A 19,562-nucleotide genomic window follows, 5' to 3' on the forward strand; every position below is an offset into this window, starting at 1 on the left:
CATATGAATTATAAGCTGTTTCTCCCTCTTGTGTTGGCCTTGATGCTGGGGGCCTGCAAAAAAGACACCCGGAGCATCGATCTCAACGTGACGGCCGTAGCGACGCTGTATACGCCGGTGGACAATCAATATATCAAGCTGGACCCGAAGAACAATCCGTCACAGACCTTCCAGTGGGAGCAGGCCAGGGCGGAAGATGGCTCGCTGGTATTGTATGAAGTAGCTTTCGATCAGACAGGCGGCGATTTTTCCAAGCCCTTTTATACCGTGGTCTCCGATGGCAAAGGCATTCAGAATACACTGACCCTTGCCCACAGCGATCTCAACAGGATCGCCGCCCTGGGCGGCGCCGACTTTTACGATCGTAAGAAATTCATATGGACTGTATTCTCTTCAAAAGGAACCAATAGGGTGAAAGCGAAGGAATCCAGGACCATCGACCTGGAAAGGCCGGCCGGCTTCAACAATCCACCCACGGCGCTGTATATCACGGGCACAGCCACTGAGACGGGCGACGATATTACCAAGGCGCTCCAGATGAAACGTCTGCCCGACGGCGTATTCGAGATCTATACAAAGCTCAGCGCCGGCACCTACCAGTTTGTGGATGGACTCACCGGCACAGCCCGGAAATTCTACCTGGCAGATGACCATGGCATCGTTCCGGACGGAAGCAACACATTCACCGGCGCCTCGAAGATCGTACGTATCCGGATCAATTTCGATCAGATCAACAGCAGCATGATAGAGGTCAAGTCCATTCAGCTTTGGTATTGTGACGGCAATACTTTCTGGTTTACCCTGCCATACACTTCCAATGGCGTATGGCGGTATAATGGCTACAAGGTCGTCCTGGATGCCGTGCCCTGGGGCCGGGAAGAACGCTATAAATACAAGATGGTCATCAACGACGGTACGGGCGACAAGGACCAGTGGCTTAATTATTCGGCAGGCGACAGCCCCGGGCAGGATGGACAGTACCCGCATGCGCTGGCCTACAAGACGATCAACTTCGATGCCAACAACAGCAGCCAGTATGACTGGAGCTGGAAGTTCGACAAAACCTATCTTCCTGACAATACCATCACCGACTTCTGGATCTCGCTGCGTGCGACGGATCCTGCCTATACGGAAAACTATCAGAAAGAGTAAACCCCGCTAACACCACTTTTCATGAACCGATCACCATATACGAGTGTCCTTTTCCTTTCCCTGGCCATCAGCCTGTCCTCCTGTCTGAAGCAGCATGACGATATACCGCCTGTACTGCCTCCCGGCAGCGGCAATGCCACCTTCAACTGGCCCGCCATTGCAGACACGGCGGAAAAGTCACTGGATTATTTCTGGTCCGCCTCCGGGAAATACTATCTCAGCAGCAATACCGCCAATGACTGGGCGCAGTATTGGCCCAACGCCCATGCACTGGATGTGCTGGTCGACGCTTATCTGCGTAATCCTTCAACGACGCTGAAGTCGCAAATGAACGACCTGCTGTCGGGCGTAAGGGCAAAAAATGGCGGCACCTTTATCAATTATTATTACGATGACATGGAGTGGATGGCCCTGGCCACACTCCGTGCCTACTCCGCCACCAACGACGCGCGTTTCAAAGGGGTTTGCGACACTTTGTGGGACGAAATTAAGAAAGGATGGAGCACCAGCCTGGGCGGCGGCATCTGGTGGCGCAAGGACAATCCTTCGAAGAACACCCCATCCAATATGCCGGCAGCCATCCTCGCAGCACGACGCTTCAGGGCTTTTAATAACGCGGAAGACCTGCAATGGGCCCAGCAGATCTATGCATGGGAAAGGACGACTTTATATGACAACACCAGCGGACTCGTGTACGACAATATCGATAAGGACGGTAACAAAAATACGGATTGGAAGTTCACCTACAACCAGGGAACCTTTCTGGGCGCGGGCCTGGAATTGTATAAAAGCACAGGCAATTCCCAGTATTTAAGCGACGCTTTGCAGGCGGCGGATTTTACGCTGAACAGCGGATTTCTCACGAGTGGCGGCATTCTGAAAGACGAGGGCGGCGGTGACGGAGGCTTGTTTAAAGGGGTCTTTGTCCGTTATTTCACCCGGTTGATCCAGGATGCGACTTTCGATCCTTCCAAAAAGGCGAATTACGTGAATTTTCTCAGGGCCAATGGTGAAAGCCTGTGGAGCAAGGCAACCAATAAGGGCAATCTGCTTTTCGGCAGCGCCTGGGACAAAGCTCCCGGCGGCAGCACGGATCTTACCGTTCAGCTCAGTGGTATCATGCTGGTGGAGGCTTTGGCGGAGCTGAAGAAGAGCCAGCTGTTCTAAGTGCAGATTATTGGTTATTTTTAGATGTGGGTTCACATCGCTCGCATCAATAATCTATGTACCTGCTGGCTATTACAGAATTTATCGCTCACCTGCATCCCGCCCTGGTCCACCTGCCCATCGGCATCCTGCTGATGGGAGCGCTGTTGCAGGTATTGGCGCGTAATGAAAAATTCGCGTCACTTCGCCCCGCTATCCCCATCATCATGTTAACAGGGCTGATCACAGCGGTGTTGTCATGCATAACGGGCTTCCTGCTTTTTCGCAGCGGCGATTATGACGCTTCATTGGTATCCTGGCATATGTGGATCGCGATAGCACTGACCTTCGTGGCTTTTGCGCTTTGTGCCCGCAGCTTCTTCGGACAGTCCTTTGACCGGACAGGCATTCTGTTGACCATAGGACTTTTCCTGCTCATTCCAATCACCGGCTACCTTGGCGGTTCTCTGACGCACGGGAAGGGATATCTCACCAGCGCTGCTCGCCACATGCCGCCCGGAGATCATCGCCAGAAAGCTGGCAGCACACCGGAGAATGACCCGGCACTGCCCCCGGAACCCGTCGACCCTGCCGATAGCAAGACGATAGCAGCATTGAGCAATGCAGGAGCAAAGGTAATGCCGCTGGCGCAGGGCAGTAATTACCTGTCGGTGAATTTTTCCGGCCTTCCTGCTACCTCCCTCTTGCATCTCCTCTTATCACTGAAAGAACAACTGATCCGGTTGGACTTGTCCAATACCAGCATCGGCGACAGCGCGGCAGCTACCATTGCGCAATGTACCCGGCTTCGCTATCTCGTTCTAAGCAATACGGATGTCACGGACAAGTCTCTGCCCGCACTCACCCAACTTTCGGAACTAAGGGTATTGGATCTTGCTGGGACGCAGGTGACGGGCGAAGGACTGCTCCGTATGCAGCCGCCTAAGCATCTGCATGCAGTCTACCTCTATCACACCCGTGTGGACAGCAAATATTGGAACAAGTTGCAGGGCTTATTTAAGGGTGCCGTGCTGGACTCCGGCAAATCCATCTATTAACGGCTACCCCCGCATCCCTTCCAGCTTCTCCAATCTTCGTATTCGCTGATAGATCACAGGATGCGTACCATTCATCAGAATGAAATAAGCATTCACCTGCTCGCGGCCATACTGCGCCAGCTTTTTCAGGGCATCCCTGAGCCCTGCCCCATATCCCAGCCGGTGCGCATAGACGTCCTGCTTATACTCGCATTGCCGGGACAGCACTAGTCTCAGCCAGCGGAACAGCCGGTCCAGCAGGGAGAAAGTCAGCAGGAACAGGGCCATCGCGATGACGGGCATCAGGAGCATGGGTTTGAAAAGGAAAAGGATCACCAGCGTGATCAGTGTCAGTGCCAATAGCCGCCGTATGATGGGCCGCAGGATCGCAAAGACACGGCGGACCAGCGCGGGCAGATCACTTGCCGTCACAAACGCCCACGAGACCATGGTATCCTTGCTCATCAAATGACCCAGCTCATGGGCCAATACGCCCTTTAGCTCTTCGTCCGTCAGCCTGTCCAACAAAGCCTTTGATACGGCGATCACGTTGTTGTTGCAGGCAAAAGCTTCCTCACCCTCCACCTCCGCCATACGCAAACGGAATTTTTTGACGCAGCCCGCTCTTTGAAGCACCTCCGCAAAACAATCCCGCAGCCTTGCTTCTTCTTCCATCACCGGCTGACGCAGGCGTCCATGGAAATACAGGTGAACAGGCCCCAGAAAATATACAGATAAGAAACAAAAAAGCAGCCATCCAGCCATCGCTGCAGCGAATGTCTGCCAGGAAATATACACGCCGGAAATGGCCAGTGATAACAGGAAACAAAAGCCGGTCAGCGACACGTAAAGCGCTACCAGCGTGATCTGGAAGGTCTTGTTCATATAATAAGGTTTAAATTTTACTATGTTTGGAGCTGCAAATAAAGCAATTTTAACGGCCGCTGTCACGTTAAAATAAAACCCTAAACTATTCACGGATGATCACCCGCTTAACCCTTGCTGTATTATTGTTGAATGCATTTTATTTTAATGCATATTCAAATGACTATGAAGATGCCTGGAAGGCATTGCACCGCAATGACCGGCAGATGGCCAAAACCTTGCTCCAAAAGGCCATGCAAGACCCTCAGACGGCAGTGGACGCTTATATCACCTATACTTTTATCCGATCCTTTGAGGGGACGGATAAGGAAGTGGATGACCTCGGCGCGCGTCTGTACGACCAGCTGAAGGATCCCAACCCTTACCTGTTCGCTCTCTGGTTCAATCCTTCGGCGCTCGGCGGCTACGGTAAAAAAACGGGCCATCAGCTGCAGCTCCTGCAACGGCTGCTGACGGACAGCAAGGTCAACGGCTCCATCCGGGCGGCGGCGCATTATTTCAAGGCATTGCACAACCTGTATAGCAATGATATCGACGGCGCGCGGAAAGAGTGGACGAAGGTGGGTTCCGCCGGTCCCTTTTGGCAGCTCGCGGGCCCTTTTGACAATCTCGGGGGCAGCGGTTACTATAAGGACTATGGCCCCCTGCAGCATCCGGAGTCGGATGCCACATTTACTTCCGTGAATAACGCCGTGGTCAAATGGTTCAGTCCTCCTCTTATGAGCACTGAATCGTATGCCTTTCCTTACGCTCATTTTCAACGCAGCACGGCTGTCGTATATGCGCAGACCTTTGTCTATTCTCCGGATGACAGGAAGCTGTTCCTGCAGGCAGGGATGGGCGGCACGCTGAAAGTGTGGATCAACGACAGGCTTGCACTGGCCTGTGACAAAGAATTATTGACGGAGATGGACTATTTCCGGCAGGAGATCCGGCTTAAGAAGGGGTATAACAGGCTGCTGGTGCAATTGGGCTATGAAGATAATAGCTCCCCCAATTTTATCATCCGATTTACCGACAATAACTATTCCCCTGTCGGCGACCTGACCTATTCCGCCGCCAATCAGCCATACACGAAGGACCAGGACACGGGAGACCAGCCTACGCCCGTCAGGCATTTTGCAGAAGCCTTCTTCGAGCAGAAGATAAAGTCGGAGCCGGACAACCTCGTAAATTATATTTTGCTGACAGATGTCTACCTCCGCAGCAAGAAGACGACGGAGGCTCGTAAAGTAATAGAGGACGCCCTAAAGATCGATCCTGATAATTCGCTGGTGCGGGCTGAGCTGATGGAGGTCCTGATAAAAGAAAGCAACCGGACAAGACTGATGGAAGAGGCGGAAAGGATGAAAGAAAAAGATCCCGATTGCCTGCTGACCATGCGCATGAATATCCAACGGCTGACAAACGAGGAAAAATATGATGAAGCATTCAAGGAGCTGGATCGAAGTGTCCAGCTGTTTGGCGAAGATGAGGATAGCCGGACCATCAGGATCGGTCTGTACTCCAAACAGGGAAAACGGGACGAGCTGGTAAAGGCTATTGAAGAAGGATATGCGAAATATCCCAACAACACCGACCTCCTCGATTGGATGCACAGCCTGAAGGTCGACGGGTATAAAGATGCCAGGGGGGGATTGGAGATATACGAGAACTTCCTGAAGAATAATTATAGCTATAAGGTGATGAAGCAGCTGGCGGATGAATATAACAAGCAGGGCATGAGCGATAAAGCCCTCAAGCTCCTGGAGGCGGTGAAGGATATCGCACCCTATAATCCCGCGCTGTACACAGACGTCTCCAGTCTTTATTTCGATCTGAAGGAATATGCCAAAGCCGCGGATTATGGACGTAAGGCCCTTACCTTGGCGCCCTACGTAGGAACTTATTGGGAGAACCTTGCTTTGGAATTGCAGCAGCAGCACATCGATGCCGAAGCAATCCAGGCCTGCCAGAAGGCCCTCTACTATGATGCCACCAACTATTCAGCCCGGGAAAAATTGCGCGATCTGCAAAAGAAACCCTCTCTCTGGAAGGCCTTTCCCGAGACAGACCCGTACAAGGCTATCCGGGACGCAGCCGGCAAAACCTACGATCACAACTATTTTTATGTACTGGATGAGAAATTCGCCGTGATCCATCCCGAAGGCAATGCGGAAGAATATACCACCACGGTGGTAAAGATCCTCAACCAAAAAGGCATTGACAGCTGGAAGGAATATAGCATCGGATATAATTCCAATACGCAGGTCCTGAAAGTGGAAAAGGCCGAGGTAGTGAAGAAAAGCGGTTCCGTCGTTCCGGCGGAGCAGAATGATAACCAGATCGTCTTCACAGGGCTGGAAGCAGGCGATGCCATCGTCCTGAAATACAAGATCCAGCATTATGAGCAGGGACGGATCAGCCGGCATTTTTCGGACAAGTTCATTTTCAACGCTTTTGTGCCTGAGCTGCTGACCCGGTATTGCCTGCTGGTGTCCAACAAAGTGAAGTTCGATTACAAAATGGTCAATGGGGACGTACAGCCCGCCAAGACGCCTTATGAGGATTTTACGCTCTATACCTGGCAAATGAACAACCCCGAGGTTTTCAAGTCGGAAGATTACATGCCGCCGCTGCAGGATGTAGGTCCGACGCTGCATATATCCACCTTGAATTCCTGGTCGGAAATAGCCAACTGGTATAATGACCTTTCCAATTCCATGGCGGATGACGACTTTGAAGTGAGAGAGGTGTTTAAAACATTATTCCCCCAGGGAACAGCAGGTGTCAGCGACAAGGAAAAAGCCATGCGCATTTACAGGTATATCGCAGGCAACATCCACTATAGCTCCGTTTCTTTCCGGCAGGGCGCGTTTGTCCCGCAAAAAGCTTCCGTCACAATCAATACCCGGCTGGGAGATTGTAAAGACCTGTCCAGCCTCTTCGTCGCGCTGTCCAGGCTCGCCGGTGTGAGATCCTGCCTCGTGCTGGTCAACACCCGCGACAACGGTCAGAAAAGCATGGAGCTGCCTTCCGTAGAATTCAACCATTGCATTGTAAAGACATGGATCGATGGAAAACCCTGCTTCCTCGAATTGACGGACAACAATCTGCCTTTTGCCTGTGTGCCTTCCAATTTATTCCATGCGTCCTGCCTGGTGATCCCTTCCGATAAGAAACAGATCTCCGATGCAAAGCTGGAATGGATCGAAGCGCCTGACAGGCCGAAAGAGATCATAAGACGGAAGGTCAATGTCCGCATCGAGGAAAGCAACCTGCGGATCCACTATGACGTGACCAAGACAGGGAGCCTGGTGTCCGGGATGAGAGATGTATATGAATCTTTGTCTTTCGAGAAACAGAAGGAGGAAATGCAGCAGCGGATGAGCTCCGGATTTAAGAATGGCCTGCAGCTGGACTCCATTTCATTCGAAGGCCTGCATGAAGCGTCGGATTCCGTACACTACAAATATTCAGGTCTGGCGCAAAACGAGGTGATCGAGGTGGGCAAGATCCGTATGATCAAAGTCCCTTTCACCGACGTTACATCCATGGATAATTTCACCATTGCGGACAGGAAATTTCCCGTCGAGCTCGGGCGATATGAAAGTGCGGATGCGTATGAGGAGAAATTGACGATCCAGGCTCCCGCCGGTGCGAAGTTCGCGGATATACCGGAAAATGAGAGCTTTGGTTTCGGCAGCAGCCGGTACAGTATCCAGTACGTTCGTGTAAATCCGGCCACCCTGACGGTGATCCAGCGAAGTGCCTTGCAGCGCAATGACGTTGCCGCAGTCGATTATAAGGCTTTGAGGGATTTTCTCTCGAAGATCGTCAAGGCCCAGTCGAAATATATAACATTCAAATAAGCTATACCGTCAATCCCAGCCTCCTGGAAATATCGGAGTTGAATTTGCCGGCAGGATCATATTTCTTTTTGATAGCGAGCCATTCCGTATACTGGGGATACATGTCCTTGAACATTTTTTCGTCCAGCATGGCGTCCTTTCCAAGATAGAGCCTTCCGCCGGCCGCAAGGACCTTTGCATCCAGCTTCCGGGTGAATGCATGGAGCCCTTTCGTGACGGGAAAGTCGATGGCGAGCGTATATCCTTTAAAGGGGAAGGAGAGGATCCCCTGACCGTCGCCCATTCTTTTGAAGACATTTAAAAAAGGCGTACAGCCGCTGGCAGCGATCATTTCAAGGATCTCCACGAGATGCTGGCGTCCATTCTCTTCCGGTATCACAAACTGGTACTGTATAAACCCTTTTTTCCCATAGCCCTTGTTCCAGTTGTTGATGGCATCCAGCGGGAAGAAGAATTTCTCGTAATGCACGAATTGCTTGGGAGAGTTCTGCACAAAGGCGATGACCCTGTTCAGGATCCTCACGGTAAGGTTGTTGAGGGTAAAAGAAGGAAGGAAGACGGGCACGGACAATTTGCCTTTGGCGTGCAGCTTCAGCGGTTCGTTCTTCAACTTGTCGGGCAGCTCGCTCAATTTGGCCGAATTGCCGAAGGAGATCACCCCGCTGCCCAGCTTGCTGCCCTTGGCAAGGGCGTCGATCCAGGCAACAGAGTAGTTGTATTCATGATCCAGTTTGTTGAGGGTCTCCAGCATATGGTCCAGGTTGCGGATGGCGACGCTTTTTTGCCTGAAATACATGGTCTCTACTTTCCGGAGCTTCAGCCTGGCCGTAAGGATGACGCCCAGCAGTCCCAGGCCGCCGAAATTCGCCCAGAACAGGTCGGCATTTTCCGTGCGGGATGCTGTCAATACGGTGCCATCCGCGATAAGAATGGTAAAAGACAGGACGCAGTTGACAAAGGAGCCGTCGATATGATGGGCCTTACCGTGGATGTCATTGGCGATGGCGCCTCCCACCGTGACGAACTTCGTCCCCGGACAGATCATGGGAAGGAAGCCTTTAGGCCCCAGGGCGGAAATGATCTCTTCCAGGCTGACACCTGCCTGGCACTCCAATATCCCTTCCTGCTCATCCCATGCGAGGAAATTATTGAACTGCGTGCAGGCCACCACATAGTTCTCCTTGTTCAGGGCCTGATCGCCGTAGCTTCTTCCCAGCCCCCGGGCTATCAGGTCGTCATGCCGCAGGGCGCCCTGGAAATCTTCGGCCAGACGGGGGGAGATCACATACGATTCGGATACGGGATAATTGCCCCATCCTGACAACAGCTCTTTTTTGGGTGGCATGAAAAGGAGTTTAGTGCGCAAATTTACAACATTCCGGAGGATAGGTCAATGGCCACTAATTTAATTAATATCCGGAGGGAATCGGCCTTTATCAGTATATTCAAAAAAATGCTTGTCGTATGAATAAAGGTATATTCTTCCTCTTCGCCGCCCTTATCCAATATGGTCTGGTTTCCGCACAGGCGCCCCCGGAGCAATACCCCGTGGACTCCGCCTCCGTCGAGCATGCCGGGGTGCCTAAAGGAGAGATATTGAAATTTACGTTCGATCACTCGAAGATCTTCCCCGGCACCTGGCGGGAGTACTGGATCTATATTCCTGCGCAATACAAGCCCGACCAGCCAGCCTGCGTATATGTCAACCAGGACGGCATACAGTGGAAAGCCCCTGTAGTCTTCGATAACCTTATTAACAAAAAAGAAATGCCGGTGACGATCGGCGTGTTCGTCACACCGGGACGGGTACGCGCCTCCGATCCTGCCGCCTCGCTGGACAGGTTCGACCGCAGCTTTGAATACGATGGGCTGGGGGATGCATATGTTCGTTTTATCCTGGATGAGATCCTTCCGGAAGTTGAAACAAAACGATCGGCAGACGGCCGGCCCATCCACCTTTCGAAGAATGGTAATGACAGAGCCATTGGCGGCAGCAGCAGCGGGGCTATCGCCGCCTTCACGGCAGCCTGGGAAAGACCCGATGCTTTTTCCCGTGTGTTCAGTGCCATCGGGACCTATGTCAGTCTCAGGGGAGGCGATCGCTATCCCGGATTGATCCGTAAGTACGAGCCCAAGCCCCTTCGTATCTTTCTCCAGGATGGCTCCAACGATAACAACCACTATGGCGGCGACTGGTGGAAGGCCAACGAGATGATGGAACGGGCCCTGACCTTCGCGGGATACGAGGTAAAACATGTCTGGGGTGAGGGCGGGCACAGCGGTGCCCAGGGTATTTCGCTCTTTCCGGATGCCATGCGCTGGCTGTGGAAAGACTGGCCTGCACCCGTTGCAGCAGGCCAGTCAAAAAACCAGGTATTAAATGATATCCTGATCCCGGGCGAAGGCTGGGAGCTGGTGGGTCAGGGCTATAATTTTACGGAAGGGACGGCAACCAATGCGACAGGTGATGTATTCTTCCAGGACATCCCCAATGGAAAGACCTATAGGGTAGGGGCCGACGGCAAACCCATCCTGCTGGCCATCGACTCGAAAAAAGCCAGCGGCACCTGCTTCGGCCCCGATGGCAGACGATATACCTGCACCGGCAGCCATGAGATCCTTTCGTATAGCCCCGCCGGCGACGTTGCGCTGGTGGCGGATAGTATTGCCGGCAACGACCTGGTCATGGCGCACAATGGAAACCTCTACGTCACTTCTCCCAATGGATCGGAAAAGCCCGGCAAGATCATCCTGGTGACGCCTAAAGGAGAGAAAAGAGTGGTGGATGAAGGGATAAAATTTCCCAATGGCGCTGCATTCACCCCTGATCAGACACAGCTTTATGTCACCGAGTCGGCGTCCCATTGGGTGTGGGTCTATACCATCATGCCCGACGGCAGTCTCGCCAACAAGCAGCGTTTCGGCTGGCTGCACGTCCCCGACACGCAGGAGAATGCATGGCCCGACGGGCTCAAATGCGATACGGCAGGAAGAGTATACACCACTTCCCGTATGGGCGTACAGATCCTGGACCAGATAGGCCGCGTGAACGCGATTCTGCCCGTCCCTTCCGGGCAGGCTTCCAATGTATGTTTTGGCGGCAGCGCCTTCAACATCCTGTATGTCACATGCAGTGATAAAGTGTATCGCCGCAAATTAAAGACCCGGGGCGCCAACCCCTTCGAAGCGCCGTATAAGCCGGTGACGCCAAGGCTTTGAGTGGCTCATCAGTAGTCGTCGATGTCTTTAGGCTTGTATTTCTTGACTTTCTTCCTGGAAATGAGCAAAAAGACGGCTACGAATGCAGGTGTCCAGGTGACATACTCCATTTTGCCGTCGAAAATGATGTCGGCGATGATCAGCAGCAGAAACGTCGCGCCCAATGCGATGGTCATATAGAGGCTGCGGAAATAGAAATATTTTTTCTCTGCGGCAAATCCTTCCACGGCCAGCAAGGGCTTCTGACGAACGATGTAACGCACCAGTAGAAAATGGGTGGCGCTTACCGCTGCCAGGTTGAGGAAATAGAGATAGAGGGGCAGCAGAAACCCGGATTTTACATGTCCGGCAAGACCGGCGGCAGTAAATGGAAAGGTGACGATAAAGAAAAGAAAGAACAGGTTGCGTTTGATCAGCCCCTGGTTATATTTATGCAGCAGCCGGAACAGCTGCAGATGCAGAGACCAGAAGCGGCCAATGAAGAAAAAACTGATGACAAAAGCGGCAAAGCTAAACATCATAGGTTGGACGAGCTTTAAGGTGGTTTCGCCCGCCACATGCTCAACCTCAGGCCATTTGATGTCAATGATCAAAAGGGTAATTGCGATGGCGAACACGGCGTCGCTGAAGAGGATGACCCTTTCCAGCTCGAATTCTTTCTCAAGTACAGTAGGTTGGTGCTTGGACATGGTATAAGTTCTCAATTTGTAGACAACTATGCAAATTTTAGGGCAATTTTTTTCTGGCATATCTTTAGGGCCTATTAAAGTCATAAGATGTATAGAAAAGGCCTGACCACTACGGTAGTATTTCTTATTTCGCTTTTTTCACTTTTTGCCCAGGACCAGTACGAGCTGAACGCCGGCTGGAAATGCATCAACACCGGCAAGATCGCTGCCGGCGGCGAAAAGATCTCACAACCATCCTGGCCTCTAAATGACTGGCTTCCCGCCACCGTCCCCGGCACCGTCCTCACCACGTTGATCAACAACAAGCGCATGCCGGATCCCTTTTATGGGATGAACAATAATAAGATCCCTGATATCTATCACGTCGGCAGGGATTACTATACCTATTGGTTTGTAAAGGATTTTACAGAGGCCGCTCCGAAAGGCAATCACCAGGTGTGGCTGCATTTCCGGGGCGTGAACTACAGCTGTGACGCATTCCTCAATGGGCACAAGCTCAACAGCCGAACCCATCGTGGTATGTTCCTTCGTCAAACCTATAACATCACGCCTTTCATAAATAAGACAGGGGCCAACCGGCTGGCCGTCATCGTTTATCCCCCTGACGCCGTAGGCAATCCCAATGGCGGGCAGGGTGGGGATGGAGAGATCGCCCGCAATGTGTCCCATCAATATGTTGCCGGCTGGGACTGGATCCAGCCCATCCGCGATCGAAATACGGGTATCTGGGATAAGGTGACCATTGAAAGGACCGGACCGGTAAACATCCTCCATCCCCATATCATCACCCGCGTCCCCGGCACTCGCCTCCCGGAGGTAACCAGCCAGGCGCCTGCCACCCTTATCGTCAGCGCCGAACTGGAGAATGCCACGACAAGAGCCGTCAGCGGAATATTGAAATACACCCTGAAGGGCGCCAGCAACACTGTCGCCGTACCCGTCACCCTGCCTGCCAACACCAAAAGAGAAGTGAGACTGCCCGATCATATCCTCGCTAACCCCAGGCTTTGGTGGCCCAATGGATACGGCCCCCAGGCCCTTTATTCGATGGAAATGACATTCGTCGACAATGCGAAGGTTATATCCGATGCACAGCAGCTGGATTTCGGCGTCCGGGAGATCACCACTACCTGGAACACCACCACCCGCAGCCGGCAGGCCTGGGTAAATGGTCAGCCTGTCTTTATCAAAGGCGGCAACTGGATCATTTCCGATGAGCTGCTCCGCTTCAGCCCGGAACGCTACGATGCGGAGGTGAGGTTCCATAGGGATATGAACCTGAACCTCATTCGCGTATGGGGAGGCGCATTGACGGAACGCCCCGAATTTTACCAGGCCTGCGACAAATATGGTATCCTCGTATTCCAGGACTTCTGGAACTCTGGCGACTGCAATGGCCGCTGGACCGACCCCATGAAAAAGGAAGACCAGTGGACAAGGAGACAATACCCGGACGATCATAGCCTGTTCCTTGCTTCCGTGGCCGACCAGGTGAAAATGATCCGCAATCATCCCTCTCTTGCCTTTTGGTGCGGAGGCAATGAGATCACGCCGCCCGGCGATATTTTGCGGGCAATGAAAGATTCCGTCATGCCGGCATTGGACGGCACCCGCTACTTTTTCGACTATTCCAATTCCGATAGCATGTCCTATAATTTCCTGGGGGGTAATGGTGATGGTCCCTATGGTGTACAGCCTATCCGCACTTTTTGGGCCGACCGCACTTTCCCTTTCAATTCCGAAGTGGGTTCAGTGGGCATGGGAGATTATGAATCGCTGGAACGCTTTCTGCCGGAAGAGAACCGCGTGCCGCCGCAATATCCCGGCAGGCGCCAGGATTCCGTATGGGAATATCATAAATACATCGGGTATGACTCCACCATCTATGCGTATGGGCCCGTAAAAGACCTGAAAGATTTTGCTTTTAAGGCCCAACTGGTGAACTACGATCAGTACAGGGCGCTGATGGAAGGTTTCAGCAGCCATATGTGGGAATGGTACACCGGGTCGATCATCTGGAAAACGCAGAATCCCTGGACGGCCTTACGCGGCCAGATGTACGACTATTACCTGGACGTGAATGCCTGTCTCTACGGCTTGCACAGTGGTAGCGAGCCCCTGCACGTCATGTTGGACCCGGTGGAGAATATGGTGATGATCGTCAATAACACTTTCTCTTTTCATAGAGATATGATGTTGGAGGTGCGGGCCTATGATATGGCAGGAAAGGAAAGAACGCTGACACAGGTGTATGAAGAGATCGGGCCCTCCGCGGTGCGGAAATATTTGCCCATCGGGGAGGTGGTACATAAAATGCGAAAGGGAAAAGGGGCATTTCTTTCTCTGCGGCTGCTGGACGACCACAGGCAAGCCATCAGTGACAATTTTTATTGGCTGCCGGATTCCGCCGGCCAATATTCAGGTCTGCAGGAAATGGGAAAGGCTGAAGTTAGGATAGATGCCCATGCTGCCGGTCAGGGTAAGGTCTCTGTCACCTTACACAATCCGGCGGGCGGCCCTGTGGCGTTCTTCAATCGCCTGTCGTTGGTGGATCCGGTTACGAAGCAGCGGATCCTACCAGTGTTCTATAGTGATAATTACGTTTCCGTGACACCGGGGGAACGTAAGACGGTGACGATGGAGTATACACCTGTCACAGGGCAGGCGATGCCGGAGGTGACAGTGGAGGGGTGGAATGTGGATAAGAGGACTGTTCACGTTGGGGACTAACCTGGAATGATTTTCCCTATCTTTAATCCATGGCGACCGTCCCACTCGGTAGTTCCCAGGGCAAATGGATCATGACCGCCACGATCCTTGCCTCAGCAATGGCATTCATCGATGGCACTGCCCTCAATGTCGTATTGCCCGCCCTGCAAAAAAGCCTCAACGCAACGGGCGCCGACCTCTTCTGGCTGTTGAATGCTTACTTGCTCATGCTGGCTTCGCTGATCCTCATCGGCGGATCATTGGGCGATAAGCTGGGACGGAAAAAGATCTACATGATTGGCATCCTGGTTTTTATCTTCGGCTCCGCCGCCTGCGGGTTTGCACCGAACGTCAATATATTGATCACCTGCCGTGTCGTACAGGGTATCGGCGGCGCCCTGATGATCCCCGGCAGCTTATCGCTGATCTCCTCTTCCATTGATGAGCGCGAAAAAGGCAAGGCCATCGGGACCTGGTCGGCAGTTACAACCATCGTTACACTGGGAGGTCCCATCCTTGGAGGGGCGCTGGCGGATGCCGGTCTGTGGCGCTATATCTTTTTTATCAATGTCCCTATTGGGGTTGCAGCACTGATCATTTTATGGAAAAAAGTTGCGGAGAGCAAGGAGGCCGGCGCAGACTCCGCCCTGGATTATCCGGGTGTCATCATGACCGCGCTGGGACTGGCGCTGCTGACCTTCGGCTTTCTCCGTATGCCCGCTGTTGGGTTCAATAATTGGCAGGTGTACCTGACCCTGGCCTCCGGCCTGCTGTTATTGATCCTATTTATATTCACCGAGAAGAAGAGCCTGCATCCCATGATGCCTTTGCATTTATTTACCAACAGGACCTTTAGCGGGACTAACCTGCTGACCTTTTTCCTTTATGCGGGGCTCGGGTCCGGCATGTTATTCCTGTCCCTGGACCTCGTCCAGGCGCAAGGCTACAGTCAGCTGCAGTCGGGTCTTACATTTTTGCCATTTACTTTATTGATGATCGCCGTGGCAAGGCCTGCCGGCAGCTTTGCCGATAAGGCGGGGCCGAGATTATTTTTGATAGCAGGGCCCGCAATGGCGGGCGCAGGGCTGCTGATCCTTTCTTTGGTGGGACAGACAAAAGGCCCTTCCGCCTATTGGACTACTTTCTTTCCCGGCATCCTCGTATTGGGACTGGGTATGTCGTTTACCGTAGCGCCGCTGACCACCGCGGTGATGCGCTCGGTGAGCGACGAGTTCTCAGGTACGGCATCGGGTATCAACAATGCCATGACCAGGATCTCCAATGTTTTTGCCAATGCTATTTTCGGGGCGTTGGCCGTCCTGCTGTTCGCGGGGGCGCTGGCTGCGAAGCTCAAACACCTCCCGCTGAGCCTGGAGCAAAAAAACGCAGCCGTTGCACAAGCCGCCAACCTGGGGAATGCGAAGCCGCCTGAAAACATGAACGCATACGGCAAGGCCGAAGTCATCCGGTCGTACCACGAAAGCTTCATCACCACCTATGCCGTGATCATGCGCTTGTCGGCCGGGCTTGCTTTCCTGGGCGCCCTGATGGCCGTCCTGTTCGTAAGAAATCCGCCGCCGGCGAAAGCCGGCGACGGTCCGGGCCGATGAGGCTACTTGTTCATAGCCAGGGTTGCTGTACTAACGGTCTTTGCATCTTTGACGGGAGCGACCGTTTTGTGATGCGCCAGCGCAGATTTCAGATGTTGCAGGGGACAGTACCGGAAGTGGTGCATGCCGGCTCCCAGCGTCAGCAGCGATACGGCCGCAATGATGGTGACTTTCATTTCGTTGGTTTTATAAATGAAAAAACAGATGACGCTGCTAAAATAGGCGCTGGCTGCAAGGAAAAAACAGATTATTAAGTGAATTGGACAAATTGGAACCTGAAGAGGACAACTGTAGTTTAATGATCCGAAAGCCACGACAAAAAAGAGTTGGCCTTCACTTTACCTACTGTTATTTTCTCGGCAAATGGTAGAGTGAGATTGATGAGCAATTTTCTTCCAAGACCCTGTGATACGTCCCTGACAGCACTGCGATTGACAAGATATTGCCGGTTGGCCCTGAAAAAATTACCCGTTGTCATTTTCTCCAGCTCTTCCATCGTATGATTGATGAAATAATGTTGTCTGTCCAAAGTCATTAGCTGGGTCAGGTCATGCTGCAGATAAAAGAGGGCGACATCTTCGATCCTGACAGGCGTGATCTTTTCTTTGTGATAGACCAGCACCGACTTATGCTCGTTTTTTTTGCCCTGCTGGAAAAGTTCGCCAAAATTCGCATAGGACAGGCTGTCCCTTGTCAACCTCTCTTTTAGCTCTTTGTATTTAGCCAGTGAGGCGGCAATGCTTTTGGCCGTAAAAGGTTTTAAGATATAATCGATACCGGCGGCTTTGAAGGCGTTTAGCGCATATTCATCGTATGCAGTACAGAATATCACCGGGATGCTGTTCTTCGTTGCGTCAAAAACATTGAAGCTGAGGCCATCCCCCAGCTGAATATCGCTGAAGATGAGATCCGGGGCATTTTCCTCGCTGAAAAAAGCAACAGCTTCCCTGACGGAAGACAGGGTGGCAATGATCTCCGCCGAGGGGTCAGCCTTTTTGATGCAGGCTGCCAGGTCGCTGGCCGTATGTTGCTCATCTTCAATGATCACTACTTTCATATAAAAGGGCTCTTATACTTACTGAAAATATATTATCCTGGTCGTGGATAACAATGCTGTTGCCCGACAGGATCCTGAGACGCTCCTGGAGGTTAACCAACCCAACGCCCGTGCCTTGTGTGATCGTCTCTTTCTTCTGCAGATTATTGCTGACGGTGATCACTCCATCCTGCCAGGAAATGGTGATGACCAGGGGACGCACCAAAGTTAAAATATTGTGCTTAATGGCGTTCTCCGCCAATAGCTGGAGGGAGAATGCCGGCAGATAATGGGTTGCCCGGACTTCCCCGGGTACGCGGATGTCGAATTGCAATGCCTCGCCAAAACGGATCTTTTGCATTTCCAGGTAGTTGACACAGAGGTCCAGTTCGTCCCCCAGCCGGAGGGTGTTCATCGAATGCGAAGAAAGGGACGACCTTAAAAAATCCGACAATCTGACAAGATAGTCTTCTGCCTTTTCGGGGTTGGCCATCATCAGTGATTTTAAGGTGCTTAAGGAATTGAACAAAAAATGAGGCTGTATCTGCTGCTTCAGCTGCTGGTTCATTGCTTCCATATTTTTCAGCTTCAGCTCCTGGTTCTCCAGTTGCATCGCCGCGTTCTTTTCCCTGCTGGAAAGCAGATCCTGCAGAATGATGATCACGGTGTTGACGGCAAAGAACAGGATAATATGAAAATGGAAGTTGACCTGGTGTAATTGCGATTCCTCCGAATGCACGGGGACCAGGACAGTCACGACGAAAATGGCGATCACCCCGCTGACCAGGATGTTCAGCAGGTACCTTTTTACGACTGATCGGACGCCTGCATACCAGATGAAGATATTCACCGCCCATAAAAAGAGCACAAGGCTCATTGTCATCAGGATAGCGGGAACATACATGCCAAAGGAATAACGGTTCAATATAGCGATCGGTGTCATGGTCAGCGCTGCGATCACAGGGGTAGTATACAGCGCTACCTTGGCCTGTTTTTTTATGGAGAGGACGGGTGCCATGGAAGAAAATGCCTGTAATGTATCATTTTTTCCCGCATAAGGAAGCAATTCCACAATACAAGGTTCCGAAATGGACATAAACCCCTTTGAAAGGGACGTGGCACGGTTTTTAAATAAAGTACTTACGAATAAGATGGTGATTTCCTGATGAACAATTACAGGCTGCTTAAACGCAGACGTGTGAAAAGTAAAAGGAATAAGCATCTCAACGGGAGCTGTGTTCTGTAAAGAGTACCGCTCTTTTTTTGTTACCTTTAAGGGTGATCCTGCATGAATTTCCAGACCTCGGCTGGCTAAAGGGCCAGATCGCCCGCGGATTCGATGACCGCCAGGGCTGGGGCAACCGCCGCCTGGAAACAGCTGGCTTTCCCAGCGTCATCATTCACACCATCAGCCATGAATGCTATCGACCTGATATCAAGGGTCCCTTTTCCTTTTTCTTGAACCTACGGGGCGACAGCCGTTGCACGGTGGATGGCCAGACCAGCAGGATTGGCGAAGGAAGCTATTTCATCTCCAATCAGGCGCAGCCCTATACACTGCAGGTAGAGAAAGGGGCAGAAACCGAAACCTTTAATATTCACTTCGGGGAATACTTCGCAGAATCGGTCCTTCATTCCATGATCACACCCGCAGACAGGATCCTGGACCAGGGTACGGATAAACAGATGACGCCCGTTTCTTTCTTCAACCAGCTCCACCGCAGGGATGCCGTCTTCGACACGCTGATCCAGCAGATCATCCAGTCCAATACTCAGCATGGATTTAATAAACTGCTTTTTGAAGAACAGCTCACCGCCTTACTGGCCCACCACCTCCGGCAGCACCGCCATATCATGGAGGCAGTGCATAAATTGCCTGCCGTCAGGCTTTCCACCCGTCTTCAGGTCTACAAGCAGCTTGCCCGCGCCATAGATCTCATCCACGACAGCTTGGGAGAAGCGCTCACCCTGGAAGCGCTGGCCAGGGAAGCCTGCCTTTCCAAATACCATTTCTTACGTTTGTTCCGGGTGGCCTATGGCAGTTCCCCTCATCAATATATACAGCAGCTGCGGATGGAAAAGGGGCGGTTCGTCCTATCCCAGACTGATATTCCAATATCCGATGTGGCTGACTCACTGGGGTTTGTGAATAGCCAGTCCTTCAGCCGCCTGTTCGCCCAACGCCTGGGAATGTCTCCGACAACCTACCGGGCGCTTACAAAATAGCA

The 19,562-nt window shown here is 52.2% G+C and carries 14 protein-coding genes; 8 read left to right on the top strand and 6 right to left on the bottom strand.

Annotated elements, in window-relative coordinates:
• Window positions 1-3: 3 nt before the first annotated feature.
• The 3 genes from Q4E93_RS01620 to Q4E93_RS01630 are packed head-to-tail and all read left to right on the top strand — an operon-like array spanning window position 4 to window position 3,356.
• Window positions 4-1,152 carry a SusE domain-containing protein gene (locus Q4E93_RS01620; RefSeq protein WP_303582336.1) on the top strand — a complete coding sequence of 383 codons (1,149 nt, stop codon included), beginning with the start codon at window positions 4-6 and terminating at the stop codon, window positions 1,150-1,152.
• 21 nt (window positions 1,153-1,173) lie between these two features.
• Window positions 1,174-2,319, top strand: coding sequence for a glycoside hydrolase family 76 protein (locus Q4E93_RS01625; protein WP_303582337.1), 1,146 nt, complete (start codon window positions 1,174-1,176; stop codon window positions 2,317-2,319).
• A gap of 56 nt (window positions 2,320-2,375) precedes the next feature.
• Window positions 2,376-3,356: a DUF2231 domain-containing protein gene (locus Q4E93_RS01630; protein ID WP_303582338.1), complete on the top strand. Its 981-nt coding sequence runs from the start codon at window positions 2,376-2,378 to the stop codon at window positions 3,354-3,356.
• 3 nt (window positions 3,357-3,359) lie between these two features.
• Here the strand turns inward: Q4E93_RS01630 and Q4E93_RS01635 are convergent, their stop codons facing one another.
• Window positions 3,360-4,220, bottom strand: coding sequence for a M48 family metalloprotease (locus Q4E93_RS01635; protein ID WP_303582339.1), 861 nt, complete (start codon window positions 4,218-4,220; stop codon window positions 3,360-3,362).
• A 95-nt stretch (window positions 4,221-4,315) separates the two neighbouring features.
• Here Q4E93_RS01635 and Q4E93_RS01640 point away from each other — a divergent pair, with 95 nt between their 5' ends.
• Complete coding sequence (locus tag Q4E93_RS01640; protein WP_303582340.1) at window positions 4,316-8,071, top strand: DUF3857 domain-containing protein; 3,756 nt, start codon at window positions 4,316-4,318, stop codon at window positions 8,069-8,071.
• Between the two features lies 1 nt (window position 8,072).
• On the opposite strand, the gene Q4E93_RS01645 is transcribed toward Q4E93_RS01640, so the two are convergent.
• Window positions 8,073-9,416, bottom strand: coding sequence for an FAD-binding oxidoreductase (locus Q4E93_RS01645; RefSeq protein ID WP_303582341.1), 1,344 nt, complete (start codon window positions 9,414-9,416; stop codon window positions 8,073-8,075).
• A gap of 119 nt (window positions 9,417-9,535) precedes the next feature.
• Between Q4E93_RS01645 and Q4E93_RS01650 the strand changes: the two genes are divergently transcribed.
• Window positions 9,536-11,290 (top strand): SMP-30/gluconolactonase/LRE family protein, encoded by a 1,755-nt coding sequence (locus Q4E93_RS01650; RefSeq protein ID WP_303582342.1) that lies wholly within the window; start codon window positions 9,536-9,538, stop codon window positions 11,288-11,290.
• Between the two features lie 8 nt (window positions 11,291-11,298).
• Here Q4E93_RS01650 and Q4E93_RS01655 read toward each other — a convergent pair whose 3' ends face one another.
• Window positions 11,299-11,979: a TMEM175 family protein gene (locus tag Q4E93_RS01655; RefSeq protein WP_303582343.1), complete on the bottom strand. Its 681-nt coding sequence runs from the start codon at window positions 11,977-11,979 to the stop codon at window positions 11,299-11,301.
• Window positions 11,980-12,066: 87 nt separating this feature from the next.
• Here Q4E93_RS01655 and Q4E93_RS01660 point away from each other — a divergent pair, with 87 nt between their 5' ends.
• Both Q4E93_RS01660 and Q4E93_RS01665 read left to right on the top strand, forming a co-directional pair.
• Window positions 12,067-14,709, top strand: coding sequence for a glycoside hydrolase family 2 protein (locus Q4E93_RS01660; RefSeq protein WP_303582344.1), 2,643 nt, complete (start codon window positions 12,067-12,069; stop codon window positions 14,707-14,709).
• A gap of 29 nt (window positions 14,710-14,738) precedes the next feature.
• The gene (locus Q4E93_RS01665) at window positions 14,739-16,298 is read left to right on the top strand and encodes an MFS transporter (protein WP_303582345.1); all 1,560 of its coding nucleotides are present in this window, start codon (window positions 14,739-14,741) and stop codon (window positions 16,296-16,298) included.
• Between the two features lie 2 nt (window positions 16,299-16,300).
• Here Q4E93_RS01665 and Q4E93_RS01670 read toward each other — a convergent pair whose 3' ends face one another.
• The 3 genes from Q4E93_RS01670 to Q4E93_RS01680 form a co-directional block, all read right to left on the bottom strand.
• A complete protein-coding gene (locus tag Q4E93_RS01670) occupies window positions 16,301-16,474 on the bottom strand; it encodes a hypothetical protein (RefSeq protein ID WP_303582346.1) in 174 nt (57 codons plus the stop codon).
• Between the two features lie 119 nt (window positions 16,475-16,593).
• Window positions 16,594-17,355 (bottom strand): LytR/AlgR family response regulator transcription factor, encoded by a 762-nt coding sequence (locus Q4E93_RS01675; RefSeq protein ID WP_303582347.1) that lies wholly within the window; start codon window positions 17,353-17,355, stop codon window positions 16,594-16,596.
• Window positions 17,336-18,430, bottom strand: a complete 1,095-nt coding sequence (locus Q4E93_RS01680) for a sensor histidine kinase (protein WP_303582348.1) — start codon at window positions 18,428-18,430, stop codon at window positions 17,336-17,338. Before Q4E93_RS01680 ends, Q4E93_RS01675 begins: the two co-directional genes overlap by 20 nt.
• 167 nt (window positions 18,431-18,597) lie before the next feature.
• On the opposite strand from Q4E93_RS01680, the gene Q4E93_RS01685 reads away from it, so the two are divergent.
• Window positions 18,598-19,560 (top strand): helix-turn-helix domain-containing protein, encoded by a 963-nt coding sequence (locus tag Q4E93_RS01685; protein WP_303582349.1) that lies wholly within the window; start codon window positions 18,598-18,600, stop codon window positions 19,558-19,560.
• Window positions 19,561-19,562: the final 2 nt, after the last annotated feature.

It is taken from the genome of Flavitalea plasmicola, assembly GCF_030546645.1.
In the GTDB taxonomy this organism is placed as follows: domain Bacteria; phylum Bacteroidota; class Bacteroidia; order Chitinophagales; family Chitinophagaceae; genus Puia.

What these genes read in the sequence shown, in the direction of transcription:
- Q4E93_RS01620 (WP_303582336.1), top strand. Translation starts at nt 4, where the DNA reads ATGAATTATAAGCTGTTTCTCCCTCTTGTGTTGGCCTTGATGCTGGGG.
- Q4E93_RS01625 (WP_303582337.1), top strand. Translation starts at nt 1,174, where the DNA reads ATGAACCGATCACCATATACGAGTGTCCTTTTCCTTTCCCTGGCCATC.
- Q4E93_RS01630 (WP_303582338.1), top strand. Translation starts at nt 2,376, where the DNA reads ATGTACCTGCTGGCTATTACAGAATTTATCGCTCACCTGCATCCCGCC.
- Q4E93_RS01635 (WP_303582339.1), bottom strand. Translation starts at nt 4,220, where the DNA reads ATGAACAAGACCTTCCAGATCACGCTGGTAGCGCTTTACGTGTCGCTG.
- Q4E93_RS01640 (WP_303582340.1), top strand. Translation starts at nt 4,316, where the DNA reads ATGATCACCCGCTTAACCCTTGCTGTATTATTGTTGAATGCATTTTAT.
- Q4E93_RS01645 (WP_303582341.1), bottom strand. Translation starts at nt 9,416, where the DNA reads ATGCCACCCAAAAAAGAGCTGTTGTCAGGATGGGGCAATTATCCCGTA.
- Q4E93_RS01650 (WP_303582342.1), top strand. Translation starts at nt 9,536, where the DNA reads ATGAATAAAGGTATATTCTTCCTCTTCGCCGCCCTTATCCAATATGGT.
- Q4E93_RS01655 (WP_303582343.1), bottom strand. Translation starts at nt 11,979, where the DNA reads ATGTCCAAGCACCAACCTACTGTACTTGAGAAAGAATTCGAGCTGGAA.
- Q4E93_RS01660 (WP_303582344.1), top strand. Translation starts at nt 12,067, where the DNA reads ATGTATAGAAAAGGCCTGACCACTACGGTAGTATTTCTTATTTCGCTT.
- Q4E93_RS01665 (WP_303582345.1), top strand. Translation starts at nt 14,739, where the DNA reads ATGGCGACCGTCCCACTCGGTAGTTCCCAGGGCAAATGGATCATGACC.
- Q4E93_RS01670 (WP_303582346.1), bottom strand. Translation starts at nt 16,474, where the DNA reads ATGAAAGTCACCATCATTGCGGCCGTATCGCTGCTGACGCTGGGAGCC.
- Q4E93_RS01675 (WP_303582347.1), bottom strand. Translation starts at nt 17,355, where the DNA reads ATGAAAGTAGTGATCATTGAAGATGAGCAACATACGGCCAGCGACCTG.
- Q4E93_RS01680 (WP_303582348.1), bottom strand. Translation starts at nt 18,430, where the DNA reads ATGTCCATTTCGGAACCTTGTATTGTGGAATTGCTTCCTTATGCGGGA.